This is a genomic window from Herbaspirillum sp. SJZ107 (assembly GCF_006715485.1).
Lineage (GTDB): Bacteria > Pseudomonadota > Gammaproteobacteria > Burkholderiales > Burkholderiaceae_D > Telluria.
The window spans coordinates 529,636-549,824 of record NZ_VFNH01000001.1 but is presented as its reverse complement, the minus strand read 5'-3'; the positions used below and the strand labels follow the sequence as shown (position 1 = coordinate 549,824).

At 67.7% G+C, this 20,189-nt stretch carries 20 protein-coding genes; 6 read left to right on the top strand and 14 right to left on the bottom strand.

From position 1 onward, the window contains the following. The first annotated feature begins 79 nt into the window (after window positions 1–79). Together FBX97_RS02470 and FBX97_RS02465 are read left to right on the top strand one after the other, a co-directional pair. Window positions 80–655 carry a pseudouridine synthase gene (locus tag FBX97_RS02470; protein ID WP_141828661.1) on the top strand — a complete coding sequence of 192 codons (576 nt, stop codon included), beginning with the start codon at window positions 80–82 and terminating at the stop codon, window positions 653–655. A gap of 97 nt (window positions 656–752) precedes the next feature. Next, complete coding sequence (locus FBX97_RS02465) at window positions 753–974, top strand: hypothetical protein (protein ID WP_141828660.1); 222 nt, start codon at window positions 753–755, stop codon at window positions 972–974. A 140-nt stretch (window positions 975–1,114) separates the two neighbouring features. On the opposite strand, the gene rpsT is transcribed toward FBX97_RS02465, so the two are convergent. After that, window positions 1,115–1,381, bottom strand: coding sequence for a 30S ribosomal protein S20 (gene rpsT, locus FBX97_RS02460; protein WP_141828659.1), 267 nt, complete (start codon window positions 1,379–1,381; stop codon window positions 1,115–1,117). A 224-nt stretch (window positions 1,382–1,605) separates the two neighbouring features. Between rpsT and murJ the strand changes: the two genes are divergently transcribed. Continuing rightward, window positions 1,606–3,150, top strand: coding sequence for a murein biosynthesis integral membrane protein MurJ (gene murJ / locus FBX97_RS02455; RefSeq protein WP_141828658.1), 1,545 nt, complete (start codon window positions 1,606–1,608; stop codon window positions 3,148–3,150). A 26-nt stretch (window positions 3,151–3,176) separates the two neighbouring features. On the opposite strand, the gene FBX97_RS29455 is transcribed toward murJ, so the two are convergent. From FBX97_RS29455 to gspG, 11 genes are all read right to left on the bottom strand, one after another. Continuing rightward, window positions 3,177–3,962 (bottom strand): type II secretion system protein, encoded by a 786-nt coding sequence (locus FBX97_RS29455; RefSeq protein WP_185748444.1) that lies wholly within the window; start codon window positions 3,960–3,962, stop codon window positions 3,177–3,179. Then, window positions 3,963–4,346 carry a type II secretion system protein gene (locus FBX97_RS02445; RefSeq protein ID WP_141828657.1) on the bottom strand — a complete coding sequence of 128 codons (384 nt, stop codon included), beginning with the start codon at window positions 4,344–4,346 and terminating at the stop codon, window positions 3,963–3,965. A 2-nt stretch (window positions 4,347–4,348) separates the two neighbouring features. Beyond that, window positions 4,349–4,828 (bottom strand): type II secretion system protein, encoded by a 480-nt coding sequence (locus FBX97_RS02440; protein ID WP_370457120.1) that lies wholly within the window; start codon window positions 4,826–4,828, stop codon window positions 4,349–4,351. Next, window positions 4,825–6,933, bottom strand: a complete 2,109-nt coding sequence (locus tag FBX97_RS02435) for a secretin N-terminal domain-containing protein (protein ID WP_370457119.1) — start codon at window positions 6,931–6,933, stop codon at window positions 4,825–4,827. The genes FBX97_RS02440 and FBX97_RS02435 overlap by 4 nt, the downstream gene beginning before the upstream one ends. Then, a complete protein-coding gene (locus FBX97_RS02430) occupies window positions 6,930–7,532 on the bottom strand; it encodes a hypothetical protein (protein ID WP_141828656.1) in 603 nt (200 codons plus the stop codon). Before FBX97_RS02430 ends, FBX97_RS02435 begins: the two co-directional genes overlap by 4 nt. After that, complete coding sequence (locus tag FBX97_RS02425) at window positions 7,529–8,128, bottom strand: hypothetical protein (protein WP_141828655.1); 600 nt, start codon at window positions 8,126–8,128, stop codon at window positions 7,529–7,531. Before FBX97_RS02425 ends, FBX97_RS02430 begins: the two co-directional genes overlap by 4 nt. Beyond that, the gene (locus tag FBX97_RS02420; protein WP_141828654.1) at window positions 8,125–8,676 is read right to left on the bottom strand and encodes a PilN domain-containing protein; all 552 of its coding nucleotides are present in this window, start codon (window positions 8,674–8,676) and stop codon (window positions 8,125–8,127) included. Before FBX97_RS02420 ends, FBX97_RS02425 begins: the two co-directional genes overlap by 4 nt. Continuing rightward, window positions 8,673–9,494 carry a hypothetical protein gene (locus FBX97_RS02415; RefSeq protein WP_255517261.1) on the bottom strand — a complete coding sequence of 274 codons (822 nt, stop codon included), beginning with the start codon at window positions 9,492–9,494 and terminating at the stop codon, window positions 8,673–8,675. The genes FBX97_RS02420 and FBX97_RS02415 overlap by 4 nt, the downstream gene beginning before the upstream one ends. Beyond that, the gene (locus tag FBX97_RS02410; RefSeq protein WP_141828653.1) at window positions 9,487–11,181 is read right to left on the bottom strand and encodes a GspE/PulE family protein; all 1,695 of its coding nucleotides are present in this window, start codon (window positions 11,179–11,181) and stop codon (window positions 9,487–9,489) included. The genes FBX97_RS02415 and FBX97_RS02410 overlap by 8 nt, the downstream gene beginning before the upstream one ends. Then, a complete protein-coding gene (locus FBX97_RS02405) occupies window positions 11,178–12,365 on the bottom strand; it encodes a type II secretion system F family protein (RefSeq protein WP_141828652.1) in 1,188 nt (395 codons plus the stop codon). The genes FBX97_RS02410 and FBX97_RS02405 overlap by 4 nt, the downstream gene beginning before the upstream one ends. A 70-nt stretch (window positions 12,366–12,435) precedes the next feature. Beyond that, window positions 12,436–12,891 (bottom strand): type II secretion system major pseudopilin GspG, encoded by a 456-nt coding sequence (gspG, locus tag FBX97_RS02400; protein WP_141828651.1) that lies wholly within the window; start codon window positions 12,889–12,891, stop codon window positions 12,436–12,438. A gap of 389 nt (window positions 12,892–13,280) precedes the next feature. Here gspG and FBX97_RS02395 point away from each other — a divergent pair, with 389 nt between their 5' ends. Together FBX97_RS02395 and FBX97_RS02390 are read left to right on the top strand one after the other, a co-directional pair. Further along, window positions 13,281–14,030, top strand: a complete 750-nt coding sequence (locus FBX97_RS02395) for an NF038120 family PEP-CTERM protein (RefSeq protein ID WP_185748443.1) — start codon at window positions 13,281–13,283, stop codon at window positions 14,028–14,030. Window positions 14,031–14,067: 37 nt separating this feature from the next. Beyond that, complete coding sequence (locus tag FBX97_RS02390; protein ID WP_141828649.1) at window positions 14,068–17,211, top strand: S8 family serine peptidase; 3,144 nt, start codon at window positions 14,068–14,070, stop codon at window positions 17,209–17,211. 89 nt (window positions 17,212–17,300) lie between these two features. Here the strand turns inward: FBX97_RS02390 and FBX97_RS02385 are convergent, their stop codons facing one another. Then, complete coding sequence (locus FBX97_RS02385; protein WP_141828648.1) at window positions 17,301–17,690, bottom strand: hypothetical protein; 390 nt, start codon at window positions 17,688–17,690, stop codon at window positions 17,301–17,303. A 135-nt stretch (window positions 17,691–17,825) separates the two neighbouring features. Here FBX97_RS02385 and FBX97_RS02380 point away from each other — a divergent pair, with 135 nt between their 5' ends. Then, window positions 17,826–18,440, top strand: a complete 615-nt coding sequence (locus FBX97_RS02380) for a hypothetical protein (RefSeq protein WP_141828647.1) — start codon at window positions 17,826–17,828, stop codon at window positions 18,438–18,440. 18 nt (window positions 18,441–18,458) lie between these two features. Here FBX97_RS02380 and FBX97_RS02375 read toward each other — a convergent pair whose 3' ends face one another. Next, window positions 18,459–20,183: a bifunctional protein-serine/threonine kinase/phosphatase gene (locus tag FBX97_RS02375; protein ID WP_141828646.1), complete on the bottom strand. Its 1,725-nt coding sequence runs from the start codon at window positions 20,181–20,183 to the stop codon at window positions 18,459–18,461. Window positions 20,184–20,189 lie beyond the last annotated feature (6 nt).

Below are 20,189 nucleotides of genomic sequence, written 5' to 3'. Positions count from 1 at the left end.
TCCGATTACAATAGCGGCTGCCGCCGATATCTTGTCTTAGACACAAGATGCAGTTTTACATTATGCACCAGCACCGAACATGCCGCTCATCTTATTCAATAAACCCTTTCAGGTGCTTTGCCAGTTCTCGCGCGAGCCGGACAGGGAATGCCTCGCCGACTATCTGGACATCCCCGGCATCTATCCGGCCGGCCGCCTCGACGCCGACAGCGAAGGCCTGATGCTGCTCACCGACGACGGCCGCCTGCAGCACCAGATCGCCCATCCGGACCACAAGGAAGCCAAGACCTACCTGGTGCAGGTGGACGGCGTTGCGGACGCAGCCGCGCTGGCGCGCCTGCAGGCGCCGCTCGACCTGGGCGATTTCGTTACCAAGCCCTGCCGCGCGGTGCAGATCGCCGAACCGGCATGGCTGTGGCCGCGCAACCCGCCGATCCGGATGCGCCAGGACAAGCCGACCAGCTGGCTCGCGATCACGCTGGAAGAAGGCAAGAACCGCCAGGTGCGGCGCATGACGGCCGCGGTCGGGCTGCCGACGCTGCGCCTGGTGCGCGCAAGCATCGGGCCGTTTGCGCTGGCAACGCATCCCTTGATGCCGGGTGAATGGATGGAAGTACCGGCCGCGGCCATTGGCGGCCCGAAAAGGAGTGTTTGAATTTTTCGGTAAAAACACTGTCAACCGGAAAATAAGAGGCGCCGTTAAGGGACCAGATTCACCTTCGTGAATCACTCTCCACGAAAAGGAACCCGAAATGTCCAAACTCATCGCTGGTCTGGTTGCTTCCCTGTTCGCCGTTTCCGTGTTCGCCGCCCCGCAAGCCGCTGCGCCTGCATCCGGCTCCGCCCCGACCGCCTCGGCCAGCGCCGACCCGGCCGCCGCGCCTGCAAAGAAGACCAAAAAGTCCAAGAAAGCCAAGAAAGCTGCAGAGAGCGATGCCAGTGCGGCCACGCCGGCACCGACCACCGGCAAATAAGCCGGCGCACGCAGCGCGCCAACCGGGGCAGGCCGCGCGCCTGCCTTTTTTTACGTAAAAAAACAAAAACCCGCCGGACCAAAGGTCGGGCGGGTTTTTTGCTGCTTCAAGGGCGCGGCTGAGGCCGCGCGGTGCCGGATTTAAGCCGACAGGCCCTTGATGGCGGCAGCCAGGCGGCTCTTGTGGCGAGCGGCCTTGTTCTTGTGGATGATCTTCTTGTCAGCGATGCTGTCGATGGTCGACACGGATTGCTGGAAGATGGTGGTAGCAGCGGCCTTGTCGCCAGCCTGGATGGCCTTGCGGACTGCCTTGATTGCGGTACGCAGGGTCGAACGCTGCGACGAGTTCTGAGCGTTTTGCTTAACTGCTTGACGAGCGCGCTTGCGCGCTTGTGCGGTATTTGCCATGGAATTTCCTATTCGGGGTCAAGTTGCGTTGCAAACACGTCTCGAACCGGCCCATTCCAGTGCCTGCCAAACGTGTGTCTGCTAACTGAATTCAATACAGCCCTCGATTATAGCGAAGGATTCATTGGAGGGCAATTCTCATTTCGATAATCGGCGGCGCCGCGTTCGTTCCGCGCACGCAAATTCGATTTCCAGGAGCAATAGCCCAGCTATAATCGCGGGCTATGAACCTACTTCGAACCCTGGCAGCCATCTCGAGCATGACGATGGTGTCCCGCGTCACCGGCCTGTTGCGCGATTCGCTGTTTGCCCGCGCCTTCGGCGCCTCGCCCTACACCGACGCCTTCTACATCGCCTTTCGCCTGCCCAACCTGCTGCGCCGCCTGTTCGGCGAAGGCGCGTTCTCGCAAGCCTTCGTGCCGATCCTGGCCGAATACAAGACCAGGCAGGGCGACGCCGCCACCAAGAAACTGGTCGACCACGTCGCCAACACCCTGGTCTGGGCGACCCTGGTGATCAGCGTGATCGGCGTCCTCGGCGCGCCCTACATCCTGATGGCAATCGCCGGCGGCCTGAAAGGCGATGCCTTCGATGCCGGCGTGGTGATGACGCGCCTGATGTTCCCCTACATCCTGTGCATGTCCTTCGTGGTGCTGGCCGGCGCCGTGCTGAATACCTGGCGCGAATTCAAGATCCCGGCCTTCACGCCGGTGCTGTGGAATCTGTCCTCGATCTTCTTCTCGCTGTTCCTGGTCCAGTACTTCGACGTGCCGATCTATTCGATGGCGGTGGCGGTGATGGTCGGCGGCGTGCTGCAGGTGGCGATCCAGATCCCGGCGCTGAAGCGCCACGGCATGCTGCCGCGCCTGTCGTTCAACCCGCTGGCCGGCCTCGGCGATCCGGGCGTGCGGCGCATCCTCAAGAAGATGGGACCGGCCGTGTTCGCGGTGTCGGCTGCCCAGATCAGCCTGCTCATCAACACCAACATCGCTTCGCGCCTGGGCCACGGCGCGGTCTCGGTGCTGCAGTATGCGGACCGCCTGATGGAATTTCCGACCGGGATGCTGGGCGTGGCGCTCGGCACCGTGCTGCTGCCCAGCCTGTCCAAGGCGAACGCCGACGGCGATACGGCCGAATACTCGGCCCTGCTCGACTGGGGCCTGCGCCTGACCTTCCTGCTGGCCCTGCCGGCGGCTGTGGGCCTGGCGGCGCTGTCCGAACCATTGATCGCCACCCTGTTCAACTACGGCGCCTTCGACGCCAACAGCGTGATCGCCGCCACCGCCCCGCTGATGGCCTACGCCGCCGGCCTGCTCGGCATCATCCTGGTCAAGATCCTGGCCCCGGCCTTCTATGCGCGCCAGGACATCCGCACGCCGGTGCGCATCGCGATCGGCGTGCTGGTCGCGACCCAGCTGATGAATGCGATCTTCGTGCCGGTGCTGGGCGTGGCCGGGCTGGCGCTGTCGATCGGCCTCGGTGCCTGCATCAACGCGGTGTTCCTGTACACCGGCCTGCGCCGCCGCGGCATCTACGCGCCGCATGCCGGCTGGCTGGGCTTCTTCCTGAAGGTCGTACTGGCCGTGGCCGTGATGGGCGCCGTGGCCTGGTTCAGCCAGGCCCAGCTCGACTGGACCGCGCTGCGCGCCCACCCGTTCCTGCGCCTGGGCGCCCTGCTCCTGATCATCGGCGCCAGCGCCGCCGTGTATTTCGCGGTGCTGCTGGGACTCGGGTTCCGGCCGAGCCAGTTCATGCGCCGCGCCAAATAAGCCGGCGCCGGGCGTCCGCCGGGCGCTCAGCCGGTGCCGCCCGCCGGCGGCTCGTTCTCGTCGCGCGGCTCGCGCTGGCCGTCGCGCGACTCGTCTTCCCTGTCGCCGCCCGATCCGGGCGACTCTGCCGCCGGCGCCTCATCCGTGACAGGCGCATTCACAGGCACATTCGCTGGCGCATCGACAGGTGCGGCGGCCGGCACCGGTGCCGGCTGCGGCGCACCCTTCTGCGGAAACAGCGACACCTGCCCGGGCGCCGGCGCCTGCGCGATCCCCGGCTGCGGCGTTCCTGCCGGATTCTGCCCCGGCTGCCCCGGCTGTCCCGGCTGTCCCACACCCTGCCCCAGCGCCGCGAACTTCCATTCGAAGATGTGCTGGCGGTTCTCCAGGTTGGCAAAGCGCGCATCGAAGTTGGCCACCTTCAGCGGCTTCGCCTTCGACAGGCTGTACACCGCCAGCACCCCGGTATCGCTGCCGGCGTGGACGATGCCCCACTCGGCCTTGCCCGTCATCGGGTCGACGAAGATCTTGCGCAGGTGGCGCCGGATGGCGGGCGAGCGCGGGTCCTTCAGCAATTCCTGCAGCGACGGCGGATAGGTCGGCTGGCCACGCGGCGTCGCCTCGGCATAGCTTTTCAGCGCCTGGCTGAAGGCGGCGCCGATCTCGAGCAGTTCTTCCTCGGCGGCGGCACGGCGCAGCAGCGCGTCCACCTTGAGCGTGGCGGCGCCGACCAGGCCGATGATCGCCACCAGCACGATCAGGCCGACGTAGGTGAAGCCGCCCTCACCCTGCGCGAATACACGCCGGCGCATCTACCACTCCGCGAACGGCTTGCCGTTGCGCCCCTTGCCTTCGGCACTGCTGCGGATGCTGTACACCGCGCCGGCATCGGTGTCCTCGGGCGGCACGATGACCCATTTGCTGTCGCTGTCGGCGATCGGGTCGACCGGCAGCGCCGGCAAGTATTTTTTCTCGACCAGCTGCTCCAGCGAGTCCGGATAGCGCCCGGTGTCGGCGTGGTACTGGTCGATCACGGCGCGCGTGTTGCGCAGGTTGTCGGCCAGGATGGTTTCCTTGGCCGCGTCGACGCTCGGGAAGTAGCGCGGCACGGCCAGCGTCAGCAGCAGGGCGACGATGCCCAGCACCACCAGCAGTTCGATCAGGGTGAATCCGCGAGAAGAACGCTTCTTATGCATGCTCACCACCGGCTGTAGGGAATGCCGTTCAGGCCGACCTTGCCCGAGGTCGAGACCACGTCGTAGACGTCGTCGCCTTCGCGCGGCTCGCTGGCTTCGCTGGCGTAGCTGCGCTTGCCCCAGGTCTGGGCGTCGGACAATTCCGGGTTGCCGTTGAACGGATCGCGCGGCAGGCGCCGCAGAAAAAAGATCTTGGCCTTTTTCGGGCTGCGCAGGTCGACCACGCCGTCCACCAGCAATTCCAGCTTGGCCGGGTAGCCGGTGGCGCCGGCCGCCTTGGCGATGCGGCCTTCGTCGGCGGCGCGCTTGTAGGCATCGATGCCGCTGCGGATCTCGCGCAGCGCCGTGCGCAGCGCCGCCTCGTTGCGGCGCTGGACCACGGTCTGGCCGACCGGCACCACCATGGCGCCGAGCAGCGCCAGGATCGCCAGCGTGACCAGCAGCTCGATCAGCGTGAAGCCGCGCGCGCGCCGGGACATCATCTGGCGCCGGCCGCCGCTGGATTCATCGCGGGAGCCGCTGCGGGTGCGCTTGCCGGCGCGGATGCCGGCGCAGCCGGCAGCGGCGCAATGGCCGGCGCCGGCAGCGGATTGACCTGCACGCCCGGCGTCGGCGGCAGCGAGGTCGCGGGCACCGATGGCGCCGCGGCCGGCGGCGGACCGCCGGCGCTGACGCTGGTCGCCGGCACCATCGCGCCCGGCTGCTGCACCGCTTGCTGTAACGGTACCTGGCCCGGCTGCGGCGCCGGCAAGGCTGCCGGCTGGCCGGCCGCCGGCCGTGCCCCGGCCGCGCCCGGCAGCACCGCCACCGCCCGCACGGCGGTATCCGGGCGGCGCCGGAAGCTCGACTCGGTACCGGCGCTGAACTCGGAGGTCGATGCCGCCGGACGCTGGATGTTGCGGATCAGGTGCGGCGTGATCGACAGCACCACCTCGGTCTTGTCGCGCGAATCCTGCTTGCTGCCGAACAGGCGGCCCAGCAGCGGCACGTCGCCGACGCCCGGCAGGTGGCTGCCGCTGCTGCGGTCTTCGGCCTTGATCAGGCCCGCCAGCACCTGGTTCTCGCCATCCTTCAGCTGCAGCATGGTGGAGGCCGAACGGGTGCCGATGCGGTAGGCCGTGGTGCCGCTGCTGGTCTTGATGGTGTCGACCAGGTTGCTGACCTCGAGCGAGATGCGAATCCCGACTTCGCTGTTCAGGTAGACGGTCGGCTCCACGTTCAGGGTCAGGCCGACGTCGACGTAGTTCACCGATTCCGAGGCGAAGCCGCCCACGCCCGACGAGATCGTGGTGGTGATGGTCGGCAGCTTGTCGCCGATCACGACCTTGGCCTTTTCCTTGTTGCGCACGCGGATGCGCGGGTTGGCCAGCGTGTTGGAATCGCTGTCGGTCTTCTTGGCCGTGACCACGCCCGATATGCCACTGACGCCGATGTTGCTGCCGTTGAGGTTGCGCAGCTGGTCGATCGTCAAGGCCCCGCCGGTGGACGTGGTCAGCGGCGCAAAGGCCAGGCTGGTCGGCCAGTCGACGCCGAGGTCGAGCAGGCGGCTGCGCTGCACTTCGAGCACCTCGACGTCGAGCATCACCTCGGGCTCGGCCACGTCCTGCAGCGCCACCAGCTGGGTCGCCAGCTTGATCGCTTCCGGGCTGTCGCGCAGGATCACCAGGTTCAGCTTTTCGTCGATCACGATGTCGCGCGACTTGAGGATGGTCTTCAGAGTGTTCGAGACCGCCTTGGCGTCGGCGTTGGCCAGGTAGAAGGTCTTGACCGTCATCTCCTGGTATTCCTTCTGCTTGGCCGCCACGTTCGGGTAGATCAGGATGGTGTTGCCGTCCATGACCTGGCGCTCGAGCTGGTTGCTCATCAGGAGGTAGTACACCGCCGCTTCCACGGTCGAATTCTTGAGGAAGACCGAGGCGCGCTGGTCGGTGCGGACGTCCTTGTCGAACAGGAAGTTCAGGCCCGAGTGGCGGGCGATGACTTCGAAGATCTGCTTGATCGGGGCGTCGCGGAATTCCAGGCTGATCGGGGTACGGAAAGCGGCCGACAGCGCGGCTTCGCCCGGTGCCGGCGAGGCCTTTTCGTTGACCTCGGCCAGCAGCTGGCGCGCCGCTTCATGCGTCGGACGCTCGGTCAGGATCGCGCCCAGGCGCTGGCGCGCGGTCTCGTAATCCTTGCGCTCGACCGCGGCCTGGGCTTCTTCCAGCAGCGCGGCCTGGCGGCGGTCGGCGTCGACCAGGCGCAGGCCGGCGCGCGCGCGGTCGTTGACCGGATCGATGGCCAGCACGCGCTGGAAGTCCTGCAGCGCCACGACCGGCTGGCCGGCCGCCAGTTCGCGCTCGGCCTGGGTCAGCAGGCGGTTGGTGGCGTTGTCGCGCGCGCGCAGCCAGGCCGCCTTGTAGGTGACGTTGCCGGGATCGGCCGCCAGCGCTTCCTGGTACTTGACCAGGCCGGCTTCGACCTTGTCCTGCGCCACCAGCTCGTTGCCCTCGCGGTAGGCCTGCTGGGCGGCGCAGCCGGCGAGCAGCATGGCCACGGCCGCCGGGATCAGCATCCGGGATGACAATCGGATCAAAGGACGGATCACTCGAACACTCCAATATTGAGCTGCTGAACCTGGTTCAGCGGCAGGTAAGTCAGTCTCAGGATCGGCGGCGCGATCGCATCCACGCGGTAGGTGCCGTCGATGACCTCGTTGGTGCGCGCCGTATAGGTGCGGTCGCCGCGCGCCAGGTAGACTTCCCAGACGCCGTCGCCGACCGATTTGCCGATGAAGGTGAACGGCAGCGGCGGCGCCATCGGCGGCGGCGGCGGCGGGGCCGCCTGCGCGGCCGTTGGCGGCGGTGGCGGCGGCACCCAGCTCTGGCTGCCGAACACGGCGCCGTTCGGGACCTGGCCGAAGCCGCTGTCGTTATCGGCGATCAGCACGTCGCGCGGCACCAGCGCCAGGATCGGCTGGCGCTTGCCGGTGTCCGCGCGTTTCGGGTCGGCCGTGGGCACCAGTACCGCCGCCGGCGGCGCTGCAGTGGCAGAGACGGCAGCAGTCGGTGCCGCCGCCGGCCGCACCACCGCCTCGGCCACCCCGTCGTCCGGGGCGCGGTCGCCGAACAGCACCAGCGCCGCCGCGCCCAGCAGCGCGGCGCCCAGCAGCATGTGGCGCGGCTTCATCGCCTTCAGCGCCGTCATGGTGCGCTCCGGGCGCCGTCGTCGGCCAGGTACAGCGTGAAGCGCAGGCGCGCCTCGACCGTCGGGTCGCCGATGTTGTCGCGGCGGAAGCTGATGTCGTCCAGCGAGGCGTACGGGATCGCGCGCAGCGCCGCCAGCGAAAACTGCCAGATCGCCGCATAGCTGCCCTTTACCGGCAGATTGACCTGGTAGGTGTTGACGCGCGCGTTGCGGTCGCGGGCGCTCTTGTATTCGCCCTGGTTCAATACCAGCCCGCTCTTCGCGGCCAGCCCGAACAGGGTCTTGAGCTGCTGCTCGGCGTAGCGGCGCTGGCCCAGCGCGCCATAAAAGGCATCCAGGTTGTCGAGCGGGGCGGCGGCGACCGGCACCACCGCCGGCAGCGCCGCGGGTACAGCCGATGCCTGGCGCCTGGCCTGGCGCGCCTGTTCGGTCAGCGTCTCGCGCTCATGTTCCAGCTGCGGCAGCATGAACAGGAACCAGGCCGCCGCGCCCAATGACAGCAGCACGACGGCGATGGCGCCCAGCGTGACCGGACCGGCGCGCAGCGCCAGCAGGCGCAGCCGCAAGACCAGGTTGGCGAAAGCGAGTCCGTTCATGGCGCGGCCTTCCACTGGGCGTCGATCTGGAAGCGGATCGGCCGGTTCGGATCCTGGTCGTTGATCTCGTGGCGCACCAGCGCGACGGTGCCGAACCAGTCGACGTCCTGCAGGCGCGCGACGTAGCCGAGCATGTCGTCGCTGCTTTTGGCTTCGGCGGTGATGCGCACGCTGTTCTTCTTCGCGTCCGGCTCCAGCGCCAGCAGCGCGACGCTGGCCGGCGTGGCGGCCTGGATCGCATCGTGCAGGCCGCGCCATGGCAGGTTCAGCTGCTGCACGGCGGCATTCACCGCATTCGCCTGCGCTTCCGGCACGGCGCGTACCGGCGCGGCCTGCCGTTGCTGTCCCTGCGCCTGCGCCGTCTGCACCTGCGACTGCGCGCGCAGGCGCGCGATGGCATCCAGCTGGTCGCGGTATTTCAGCCCGCCCGACACCACGCTGAAGACCAGCACCAGCGCCGCCGGCACCAGTGCCCAGGCATTCGGCGGCACCCGGTGCAGGGTGCGGCGCAGGCCGGGCGGGGCAAAATCGATGCGCACCTTCCTCATGGCGCCCTCCCGCTCAGCGCCAGGCGCGCGCTGTCCGGCCACAGCGGATCGGTCTCGTCCTCGAACAGGGTGCAGGCGAATTTCAGGCGGCCGGCACTGCTGGCCCAGCCCTTGGGCGCCGGACCGCACACCTGCAGCCGTTCCGGCCGCCCCAGGCCGACGCGCAGCGCCTCGCGCGCCACGTGGCTTTCCAGCCAGTCGCGGTCGGCCCCGGCCGGGATCGGCGAAGTGCGCACCGCGGCCAGCTGCCTGCCGTCGAAGGCGGCCACGCTCAGCACGCCGCCGTGCACCACGCCGAACCAGGCGCCGGGGCGGTGCAGCTTGCGGAACTGGTTGAGGGCGGCCACGAACTGCGGCACCACTTCGACCAGGTGGAAACGGTGGCTGCGCGCCGCCCCCTGCAGCACTTCCAGCAGCGGCAGCGGCACGGCGGCGGCCAGGAAGGGCTGCGACGCGCTCCAGTCGGCGCTGATCTTCCAGCCCCCGACAAAAGTGCCGAACAGCGCCTGGTAGCGCAGCGCGGCCGCACCTTCGAGGTCGGCCATGCGGCCGGCGCCCGGCGGCGGCGTCACCTGCCACAGGCGCACCAGGTCGTCGGACAGCACCATCGTCACCGGCCAACCGGCGGTCGCGTGCTCGCCCAGCAGCATGCTCAGTGCAACGCCGATCGATGCCGGATCGGCGCCGCCGGCGCGCACGGTGCCGAGCAGCAGCGCGCGTTCGTGGCGCCAGCGGCTGGTACGCACCAGTGCCAGGCCGTCGGGGGCGACGCCGATGCGCAGGCCGCGCCCCAGCCGCGGTACGAGTTTGTTAAGCATGCAGCGTCACCCTGCGGATTTCCTCGATCGTGGTGGCGCCGCGCTTGACCAGGTCGAGCGCCGCCAGGCGCAGGCTGCGCGTGCCGTTGGCGGCGGCGGCGGCCTTGATGCGGCGGATCGGCTGCTTGTCGACGATCAGTTCGCGGATCTCGTCGTTCAGGGTCAGGATCTCGGCGATCGAGCGGCGGCCTTTGTAGCCGGTGCCGCGGCAATCGCCGCAGCCGACGCCGCGCATGAACAGGTAATCGATGACCTCATTCCTTTCCAGGTGGGCGCTGGCCAGTTCGGCCGCGTCGGGTTCGTACGGCGTCGCGCAGTGCGGGCAATTCATGCGGATCAGGCGCTGGGCCCAGATGCCGTTCAGGGCCGAGACGAAGGCATACGGGTCGATGCCCATGTGGGTGAAGCGGCCGAACACGTCGAACACGTTGTTGGCGTGGACCGTGGTCAGCACCAGGTGGCCCGTCAGCGCCGACTGCACCGCGATTTCCGCGGTCTCGCGGTCGCGGATCTCGCCGACCATGATCTTATCCGGGTCGTGGCGCAGGATCGAGCGCAGGCCCTTGGCGAAGGTCAGCCCCTTCTTTTCGTTCACCGGGATCTGCAGGATGCCGGGCAGCTGGTACTCGACCGGGTCTTCGATGGTGATGATCTTTTCGCGCCCGTTGTGGATCTCGGTCAGGGCCGCGTACAGGGTCGTGGTCTTGCCCGAGCCGGTCGGCCCGGTCACCAGCAGCATGCCGTAGGCTTCCTGGGCCAGCTGGCGCAGGGTCACCAGCGAGGGCGCGTCGAAGCCGAGCGCTTCCAGCGTCAGCGCGCCGTAGGCCTCGATCATGGCGCGCTTGTCGAGGATACGGATGACCGCATCCTCGCCGTGGATGCTGGGCATGATCGAGACGCGCAGGTCGATGTCGCGCCCGCCCGCCTCGACGCGGAAGCTGCCGTCCTGCGGCACGCGCCGTTCGGCGATGTCGAGTTCGGCCAGCACTTTCAGGCGCGAGATGATGTGCTCGGCCAGCTCGATGCCGCCGACCGTCGCCGCATGATCGAGCACGCCGTCCACCCGGTATTTCACGGCCAGGCCGCCGGCGGTGCTTTCCAGGTGGATGTCCGAGGCGCCGGCCTTGAGCGCATCGTATAAAGTCGAGTTGACCACCTTGACCGCCGGGCTGGCCGCTTCCGATACGCTGGCGAACGACAGCACGGTGGCGCTCTTGCCGTCGCGGCGGCCTTCGCTGGCCCCCTCCCCGCCCAGCGTATCGACCGCGCGTGCCGATTCTTCCTGCTTGCCCAGGTAGGCCTGGATGTCGCCGGCCAGCGCCAGGCGCAGGTGCAGCGGACTGGCGGCGGTGCTGCCGGCGCGCGCCTGCAGCCAGCTCTGCAGATCGAGGTCGAAGGGGTCGGCGATCACGCCGGTCAGCGCGCCTCCCGCATCGCGCAGCAGCGCGCACTGGCGTGCCAGCGCTTGCGCCAGCGGCAGCAGGTCGAAGGCCGGCTGCTGGCCGAACATCTCGACCGTTTCCATCACCGTCAGGCCGAAGGGCTCGGCCAGCTGGCGCACGATCTGGCGCGCTTCCAGGCCCGACAGCGCGTGCAGTTCATCCACCAGCGAACGCTGCGACTGGCGGCTCTGGGCACGGGCGCGCGCCAGCAGCGGCGCGTCGAAGGCAAAACTCGGGGCGTTCACGACATGTCTCCCGCCAGATCGAAGATCGGCATATATAACAGCACCACGATGGCGCCGACCACCAGCCCGATGGCCGCCATCAGCAGCGGCTCGAAGGTGCGCGTGAAGCGGTCGATCCAGCGTCCGATCTCGCCGTCGTAGAAGGCGGCCGAGCGGGTCAGCATCGGCCCCATCTCGCCGGTGCGCTCGCCGACGCGCAGCATGCGCAGCGAGATCGGCGTGGTCAGGCCGTTGGCCTCGAAGGCGTCCGACAGCGGCTGCCCGGATTCGATCGCGGTGCGGGCGGCGCGCAGGCCGGCCCCGATCGCCGGCGACACCATGCCCTGCACGGTCTCGAGCGCGCCGACGATGGTGATGCCACCTTCGCTCAGCATGCCGAGCGTCAGGTACAGGCGCGACAGTTCATAGATGCGGGCGCGTTCGCCGATGCCCGGCAGGCGCGCCAGCAGGCGTGCGATGCCGCCGCGCCTCAGGGCGCGCCGGATGCTCCAGACCAGGGTGCCCATGACCACGGCGATCCCGGCCAGCAGGCCGGCCGTGTGGCTGGCCACGAACTGGCCCCAGTCCAGCATCAGGCGCGACATGAACGGCAGGTTGCGGCCGGCGCCCTGGTAGACCTCGGCGAAGCGCGGCACCACATACGACATCAGGAACAGCGAGACGCCGCCGCCGACCAGCAGCAGGATCGCCGGGTAGATCGAGGCGCTGACGATCTTGGCGCGTACCGTGTCGATGCGCTGCTGGTATTCGATGTAGCGCTCCAGCGCGCGCGGCAGGTCGCTGGTGCCTTCGGCGGCGCGCACGATGCCGATGTACAGCGGCGGAAACAGCTCCGGCTGGGCGGCCAGCACGCCGGAAAAGCGCTTGCCCTCGCGCAGGCCGGCCAGCAGCCGTTCCAGCACGCCGCGCGTGGCGGGCGTGCTTTCCTTCTCGAGCAGCGCTTCCAGGCCTTCGACGATGCCGAGGCCGGCGGTGAGCAGCGCCAGCAGCTCCTGGCTGAACAGCACCAGCGACAGCTTGCCGCCGCGGCCGCGCTGGAAGCCGGCCGCGCGCACCGGGGCGATCGCGCTGACGTAGAGGCCGCGCGCTTCGACCTGGCGCCGCGCGTCCGCCTCATCCTGCGCATCGACCGTCAGGCTGGCGATGCTCATGTCGGGAGCGAGGGTGCGTACCGCGAACTGCATGGCGAAAGGACCGGGTAAAGATCAGTGAGGGAAAGACGCTGGATGATGCGGGCTGCCGATGAAGCGCCGCTTACTGCGAGCTGATGTCGGCGCCCTCGCCGCTGCCGCCCGGCTGGCCATCCTTGCCGAGCGAAAGAATTTCATATTCGCCCTTGCTGCCGGGCGCACGGTACTGGTAGGCGTGGCCCCAGGGGTCGAGCGGCACGCCCTTCTTCAGGTAAGGACCGTTCCACTTGGCGGCCGCCGTCGGCGGCGCCGCCATCAGTGCGTTCAGGCCTTCCTCGGTGGTCGGGTAGCGGCCGACGTCGAGGCGGTAGGTATCGAGCGACTTCTCGAAGGCTTCGATCTGGGCTTTGGCGACGGTGACTTCGGACTTGCCGAGCTGGGAGAAATACTTGGGACCGACATAGGCCGCAAGCAGGCCGATGATCACGATCACCACGAGCAGTTCGAGCAGGGTGAAGCCTGCACGCTTCGCATTTGCGCCATGCGGGCGACGGGCGCCCCGGTCCTGCACTGAAAACATCCGAACTCCTAGAAGAACCCTGCTTTGATTCGCAAGGCTACCATGCCGTGTGTCACTGAGACAATTTCTTTTTTTATATGCAACCTCAGTGGCGATCCGGACACAAGCCGCCTGGCGTCCAGTATGACCAAGCTTGTGCATTTGCGCATCTTTTAGTGATGGTTCGTGGTGGAAATTGAACACTTTCCTACCCTAGACGCATGGAATTTTTCATAGGGGAAACCAAATTTAATTCTGAATTCATATGCAAAATACATAGATTTGTGTGTAATTTTTTTGTCACGGAAATTGTTTCCGTTGCTATATTTCATTGCAACTGGGTAAAACCAGTCGAGGGAGCCAGCGTGCCCCAAGCCGCACGCAAATCAACCATAAGCAAAAGGCAAACAATGATTCGGAACAGCAGTGGATTCAAACAAGTCCTCGGCACGGCACTCGTCGCCGCCGCCGCCCTGGCAGCCCCGGCCCATGCCGAAGTGATCGGTTTCGAAGGCTACGCCGGCGCGGTCGGCGGGACCGAGGTCTGGACGGAAGGGAATTACAACATCGGTTTCTACGCCAATGTCGCCGGCGGCGGCGAAGGCTCCCTGGTCGGCCAGTTCATCAACGGCGACGATTCCACCTGCGACAGCGGCAGCATGGCCTGCCCGGTCGGCCACGCCGGCACCTATTACGGCGCCCTGAACGACAGCTATATCGACATCTGGTCCAACAGCGTCGCCGCCTTCTCGGTCAAGTCCTTCGACGCCGCCTTCATCGGCGGCAGCCCGGTGCTGGGCAGCTATCCGAGCGTGCCCGCCCTGCTGCGCCTGCAAGGCTTCCTGGCCGACGGCAGCTACCTGCTGCAGGACTTCGCGCTGGACGGCGCCACTGCGGGCGGCTTCAACTTCGGCCACTTCGACACCACCGGTACCTTTGCCGACAGCGCCTTCGTCGAAGTGCTCGCCTTCGGCCTGGTCTGCAACACCTCGGGCAGCTGCTCCGGCTTCAACAGCGACCGCGCCCAGTTCGGCATCGACAACATCAGCCTGGTCGAAGCCGGCGCCGCCGCCGACGTGCCGGAACCGGGCACCGTGGCCATGCTCGGCCTCGGCCTGATGGGCCTGGCAGGCGCACGCCGCCGCAGCCGCAAAGCCTGACGCTTCGACAACAAGAACAAACGAGAGAACACCGAACATGAAACTGCGTCCACTTTCCGCAGCCGTCGCGCTGTGCCTGGCCGGCCTGGCCCTGAGCGCCCACGCCGACGACACCCGCCGCCCCTACATCGTCCAGCTGACCGACAAGCCGGTCGCCTCCTATGACGGCAGCATCAACGGCCTGCCGGCCACCCAGCCGCAAGCGGGCAACCGCCTCGACATCGACGCCTCCGAAGTCCACCTGTACAGCGACTACCTGGGCCAGAAGCAGGCCGTGGTGCGCGCCACCGTCGCCAACGCGCCGGTCACCTACAACTACAGCGTGGTGCTGAACGGCTTCGCCGCCATGCTGACCGACGACGAAGTGCGCGCCCTGCAGGCCCGCAGCGACGTCGCCCAGGTGGTGCCGGACACCCCGCGCCAGATGGTCACCACCTACACCTCGTCGTTCCTGGGCCTGGACAAGCCGGACGGCCTGTGGACCAAGCTCGGCGGCAAGAGCAAGGCCGGCGAAAACGTCATCATCGGTATCGTCGACGGCGGCGTGTGGCCGGAAAACCCGGCCTATGCCGACCGCGTCGACGCCAACGGCAAGCCGACCTTCGACAACAGCGGCACCCTGGCCTACGATGCGCCGCCCGCCAACTGGAAGGGTTACTGCCAGACCGGCGAAGGCTTCACCGTCGGCAACTGCAACAACAAGCTGATCGGCGCCCAATACTTCGACGCCACCTACCGCAGCCTGTCCCAGTACACCACCCACTGGACCGAGTTCCGCTCGCCACGCGATTCGATCGGCGGCAACGTCGGCCACGGCGGCCACGGCACCCACACCTCGAGCACCGCCGGCGGCAACGCCGGTCCGAACGCCATCGTCAGCGGCATCGACCTGGGCCCGGTCACCGGCATGGCCCCGCGCGCGCGCATCGCCATGTACAAGGTGTGCTGGACCTTCAACGACGCCACCGACGCCACCGGCGGCAAGAACAGCTGCTTCACCGGCGACAGCGTGGCGGCGATCGAAAAAGCGGTGGTCGACGGCGTCAACGTGATCAACTTCTCGATCAGCGGCGGCACCTCGATCACCGACCCGGTCGAGCAGGCCTTCCTGCACGCCTCGAATGCCGGCGTATTCGTCTCGGCCTCGGCCGGCAATGACGGCCCGGCCAACACTGTGGCCCACATCAGCCCGTGGCAGGCAACGGTGGCGGCATCGACCCACAACCGCGAACTGCAGGCCGACGTCGTCCTCGGCAACGGCAAGAAATACACCGGCGCCTCGATGAACACCGCGCCGCTGCCGAGCGCCCCGATGATCACCGCCGAACAGGCCGCCGCCAGCGGCGCCAACGCCAGCCTGGTGTCGCTGTGCTACAGCGCGGCCAGCAACGGCGGCGTGCCGGTGCTGGATCCGGCCAAGGTGAAAGGCAAGATCGTCACCTGCACCCGCGGCACCAACGCCCGCGTCGACAAGAGCCTGGCCGTGTACGAAGCCGGCGGCGTCGGCATGGTCGAGATCGACAACGGCGCCGGCCTGGTGGCCGAGGTGCACTCGGTGCCGACCGTGCACGTGAATGCCGCCGATGGCGCCGCCATCAAGGCCTATGCCCAGGCCCAGAACGCCAGCGCCGAAATGACCAAGTTCGTCATCGGCATCTCCAGCGTCAAGGCGCCGGTGGTGGCTTCGTTCTCGTCGCGCGGCCCGAACCGCTACGACGGCAACGTGCTCAAGCCGGACCTGGCCGCACCGGGCGTGGACGTGATCGCCGCGGTGACGCCGGAACTGACCGCCGCCCAGCGCGCCGACGTCGTCAACGGTACCCTGCCGGCGACCAACGCCTGGGCCTCCTACCAGGGCACCTCGATGGCCGCCCCGCATGTGGCCGGCGTCGCCGCCCTGCTGCACCAGGAGCACCCGACCTGGACCCCGGCCATGATCAAGTCGGCGCTGATGACCACCGGCACCGACACCTACCCGGACGCCATCGCCAGCGGCGACACCCGCGGCATCCTGCCGTTCGGCCAGGGCGCCGGTCACATCAACCCGAACGGCGCCAGCGACCCGGGCCTGGTCTACAACGCCACCGAAGCCGACTACAAGAAATACATGTGCGGCGCCGGCGTGGCCACCGAGTGCGCCACCGGCCAGATCGCCGGCTACAACCTGAACCTGCCGTCGATCGCCGTCGGCAACGTGCTCGGCACCGTGCAGGTGACCCGTTCGGTGACCAACGTCGGCAGCGAAGCGGCGACCTACCGTGCGACCACTGCGATGAACGGCTTCAGCGCCGTCGTCAGCCCGGCCACCCTGAGCATCGCGCCGGGCGAGACCAAGTCGTTCACCGTGACGCTGACCCGCACCAACGCCGCCAACAACGTGTGGCAGTACGGCGCGCTGACCTGGACCGACGGCAGCCACGTGGTGCGCAGCCCGATCGTGGCGCGCTCCGGCGTGGCGCTGATCGCGCCTGACATCATCAAGAGCGACAAGACCGGCGCCAGCAAGTCGATGTCGGTGACCACCGGCTTCAACGGCGCACTGAAGAGCGTCAACGGCGGCCTCAAGGAAATCACCCGCACCGCCCTGAACGTGGCCCAGGCCCCGACCGGCACTGTGGAGAACTCGACCATGGTGGCGGCGGCCTGCAAGGCCGGCGGCAGCGGCGTCCGCGTGGTGCCGGTGACGGTCCCGAGCGGCGCCCTGCGTGCCCAGTTCGAACTGTTCGACCGCGACACCGCGGGCGGCGGCGGCCACGACCTCGACATGGCCCTGCTGAGCCCGACCGGTACGCTGGTGGCCTACTCCGGCAACGGCGGCGCCAACGAGTTCATCGCCGTGAATTCGCCGGCCTCCGGTACCTACCAGCTGTGCGTGGTGGGCTACTCGGCCGCGGATGGCCGCTCGACCGACTTCACGCTGTCGTCGGCCGTGGTGAGCTCCGCCGACAAGGGCGGCAACCTCAAGGTGCTGGCCCCGGCCAAGGTCTACTCGGGCAGCACCGCGACCGTCAACGCCAGCTGGTCCGGCCTGGCCGCCGGCAAGCGCTACCTCGGCGCGATCCAGCTGCTGGACGCCAACGGCGCCCCGGCCACCGTCACCACCCTGCAGGTCGAGACCAACAATCCGATCCCGCTGGGCGAGCCGGTGCTGAAAGGTGCCGTGCGCGACGCCGGTATTTGATTGGCGGTGTAGCGTAATGGATGCGGGGCGAAAGCCCCGCTCGCCGGAACCGCGGCCCTCAGGGGTCGCGGTTTTTTTTATGGCCGCGCTTACTTCGGCGCGGCATCCACGATCAGTTCGGGCTGCAAGGCGCGGATGCGCAGCTCCGTGAAGTAACCGCCGGCCTCGTTATAGCGCAGGTAACAGCGGCCACAATCCAGGCAGCGCACCACGGCGCAGCGGTTGTAGGGGTAGAAACGCGGTGCGATCGGGGCGGTGTCGCTGTCGTAATGGGTGCCGGCCGGGTGGTATTCGGCGAAGGTCGGCTCGTCGTAGGGGTCGTCGAACAGGAATCCCACCTCTTCCAGGCGGTCCTGGCGGAGACTCATCGGTATTGCGCGCCAGGCCGCGAGGGATTCCCCGTTGCAGTGGCAGGCTGCGGTCACCGCCGCGGAGGCCTGGGCCAGGCCGGTCAGCTGCTCGATTTCGATTGTTTGCATCGCGCGTCCATGGGTTCACTCCGCCCCATTGTAAGCGCAAGGCGGATGGCCCGGGTTCGATGATTTTTTGTTATGATTCGTGGGTTGACATGCCATTCGACCATTATGACCCTCGCTACTCACCCGGATCGACGCTTGGGAGACCGACGTACTGATGGCGTCACCGCAAAAATCCTGCGCACCATGTTCGCGATGCGGCGTGGCTTTGGAAACGCGGCGGCGAAGAATCTGCTCATGCGCAATGGGCTCGATGAAGAACTGATCGAGCGCGTGCTGGCCATCCCCGAAGACCGCCGCGCCCAGCGGCGGCGCAGCGACGAAAGCCCGTCCGCCTCCGTGGATCGGCCTGAAACGCCGGCAGTCGACGACGATGAGGCCGTCACCCTGGACGCCGCCGGCATGGCCGTCCTGCACCGCCTCCGCTTCGAAGCGGACACCGGCATGCACCGGATGACGATCGCCGAATGCCCCGCCGAATTGCAGCGCTTTGCCATGATCCGGCTGGACGACGACGGCAAGCCGGTCATCACCGCCAAAGGCCGGCAGGCACTCAAGCATTTTGCCTGCGTACGCGCGCTCAACAGCATTCAATGCGGCCTGGACGCGATTCCGATGAGCGCCGACATCCGGATCTGGCTGGAGTCGAATCTGTTCTTGCAGCGCATCGGCAACGACTACAAGGTCACCGAGCTGGGCAGGGACTGGCTCGAATTCAACCGGTCGATTTCGCAGAACCGCACTTTGGCGTAGACACAAGCCCGGCCGCCGTCAACGCCGCAGCGCGAGGTCGAGCACCAGCAGGACCAACAGCACGAACGCCACGCTTTTCCAGAAGGCGACAGGGCTGCGCTCGATCAGCGGCGGGCGGCTGCGCTGCTGGAAGGCGCGGTTCGGGTAGTGCAGGTCGAACACGAATTCGGCGGCATCCCGGTAGCGCGCGTACGGATCGATGCGCACGGCCTTGCGCAAGGCTTCGTCGACCCAGGCGGGAATCGCGGGATCGTGGTCGCGCGCCGGCGTGTACGCCAGCTTGCGCTGCGCCGCCCTGCTCTTCGCTTGCGGGATGCGCACGTCGTAAGGCAGGTGGCCGGTCAGCAGATGGTAGGTCAGCACGCCCAGCGAGAACACATCCGACTGCACCGTGCCCGGCTCGCCCAGGAAGTATTCAGGCGCCGCATACAGCGCGGCGCCGGCCAGCGTGGCGGCGGGTGGCGCGGTCGCCATCTCGCGCACGCCGGCCACGCTGGCCGAGCCGAAGTCGATCAGCTTCACGGTGCCGGTGGCGTCGACCATGATGTTCTCGGGACGGATGTCCTGGTGCAGCATCTCTAGCCGGTGGAAGGCGCGCAAGCCTTTCGCCACCTGGTCGACGATGCGGCGCACCGCATCCAGGCCCGGACGGCCGCGGTCGCGCAGCTGCTGCGCCAGCGTGGTGCCGTCGATGTATTCGGTGACCAGGTACATGCTGCTGCGCGGGCGCTCCTGCAGCAGCGGCTTGACGACGTGCGGGCTGTCGATGCGGCGCGCGATCCACTCTTCCATTAAAAAGCGTTCGACGTAGACCGGATCGTCCTGCAGGTCGATCGACGGTGCCTTGACGACCACGCTTTGTCCGCTGTCGATATCCAGCGCCAGGTAGATGTGGCTGCGGCTGCTGCCGTGCAGCGTGCGCAGGATGCGCAAGCCGTCGAACTGGGCACGCGGCGCGAACTGCGGCGGAAAGGGCAAGGCCGCCATCTTGCGCAGCAGCTCGTCGGCGCCATGGTCCTGCAGGCGGTCGATGCGGACCAGCTGCACCGTCAGGTTGTCGCCGCTGCCGTTGTCCAGCGCGCGCGCCACCAGCAGGCGCGCCGCGTCGTCCAGGTCGGCGCCTTCCGCCAGCGCACGCTGCACGTCGGCCGCATCGACATGCTCGTAGACGCCGTCGCTGGCCAGCATGAACAGGTCGCCCGGCTCGAGCGGCTCGCTGCGGTGGTCGATCTCCAGGTGGGCATCCACGCCGAGCGCACGCGCCAGGTAGCTCTGCCCGGGCGCGACCGAGACGCGGTGGTCGGTGGTCAGCTGTTCCAGGCGGTCGCGCTGCACCCGGTAGATGCGGGTGTCGCCGACGTGGAACAGGTAGGCGGTGTTCGACTTGATGACCAGCGCCGCCAGCGTGCACACGTAGCCGCGGTCCTTGTCGTAGCGGCCCTGGCTTTGCCGGGTCTGCGAATACAGCCAGGCATTAGTGGCCGCCAGCACGCGTTCCGCCGAGGTCTTCACCGACCACGCATCCGAGGTGCAGTAGTAATCCTCGAGGAAGGAAGCGACGGCCGTTTCGCTGGCGACCTGGCTGACGTCGCTGCTGCTGATGCCGTCGGCAACGGCCAGCGCGACGCCCTTCACGGCCAGCTGCCGGCCCTGCGGCATGCAGCTGCCGTGAAAGTCCTGGTTGACCGCCTTGCGGCCGCGCTCGCTATGCTGGCCGATCGAGAGATGCGGACCGGAAGACATCCGCGA

What these genes read in the sequence shown, in the direction of transcription:
- FBX97_RS02470 (WP_141828661.1), top strand. Translation starts at nt 80, where the DNA reads ATGCCGCTCATCTTATTCAATAAACCCTTTCAGGTGCTTTGCCAGTTC.
- FBX97_RS02465 (WP_141828660.1), top strand. Translation starts at nt 753, where the DNA reads ATGTCCAAACTCATCGCTGGTCTGGTTGCTTCCCTGTTCGCCGTTTCC.
- rpsT (WP_141828659.1), bottom strand. Translation starts at nt 1,381, where the DNA reads ATGGCAAATACCGCACAAGCGCGCAAGCGCGCTCGTCAAGCAGTTAAG.
- murJ (WP_141828658.1), top strand. Translation starts at nt 1,606, where the DNA reads ATGAACCTACTTCGAACCCTGGCAGCCATCTCGAGCATGACGATGGTG.
- FBX97_RS29455 (WP_185748444.1), bottom strand. Translation starts at nt 3,962, where the DNA reads ATGCGCCGGCGTGTATTCGCGCAGGGTGAGGGCGGCTTCACCTACGTC.
- FBX97_RS02445 (WP_141828657.1), bottom strand. Translation starts at nt 4,346, where the DNA reads ATGCATAAGAAGCGTTCTTCTCGCGGATTCACCCTGATCGAACTGCTG.
- FBX97_RS02440 (WP_370457120.1), bottom strand. Translation starts at nt 4,828, where the DNA reads ATGATGTCCCGGCGCGCGCGCGGCTTCACGCTGATCGAGCTGCTGGTC.
- FBX97_RS02430 (WP_141828656.1), bottom strand. Translation starts at nt 7,532, where the DNA reads ATGACGGCGCTGAAGGCGATGAAGCCGCGCCACATGCTGCTGGGCGCC.
- FBX97_RS02425 (WP_141828655.1), bottom strand. Translation starts at nt 8,128, where the DNA reads ATGAACGGACTCGCTTTCGCCAACCTGGTCTTGCGGCTGCGCCTGCTG.
- FBX97_RS02420 (WP_141828654.1), bottom strand. Translation starts at nt 8,676, where the DNA reads ATGAGGAAGGTGCGCATCGATTTTGCCCCGCCCGGCCTGCGCCGCACC.
- FBX97_RS02415 (WP_255517261.1), bottom strand. Translation starts at nt 9,494, where the DNA reads ATGCTTAACAAACTCGTACCGCGGCTGGGGCGCGGCCTGCGCATCGGC.
- FBX97_RS02405 (WP_141828652.1), bottom strand. Translation starts at nt 12,365, where the DNA reads ATGCAGTTCGCGGTACGCACCCTCGCTCCCGACATGAGCATCGCCAGC.
- gspG (WP_141828651.1), bottom strand. Translation starts at nt 12,891, where the DNA reads ATGTTTTCAGTGCAGGACCGGGGCGCCCGTCGCCCGCATGGCGCAAAT.
- FBX97_RS02395 (WP_185748443.1), top strand. Translation starts at nt 13,281, where the DNA reads ATGATTCGGAACAGCAGTGGATTCAAACAAGTCCTCGGCACGGCACTC.
- FBX97_RS02390 (WP_141828649.1), top strand. Translation starts at nt 14,068, where the DNA reads ATGAAACTGCGTCCACTTTCCGCAGCCGTCGCGCTGTGCCTGGCCGGC.
- FBX97_RS02385 (WP_141828648.1), bottom strand. Translation starts at nt 17,690, where the DNA reads ATGCAAACAATCGAAATCGAGCAGCTGACCGGCCTGGCCCAGGCCTCC.
- FBX97_RS02375 (WP_141828646.1), bottom strand. Translation starts at nt 20,183, where the DNA reads ATGTCTTCCGGTCCGCATCTCTCGATCGGCCAGCATAGCGAGCGCGGC.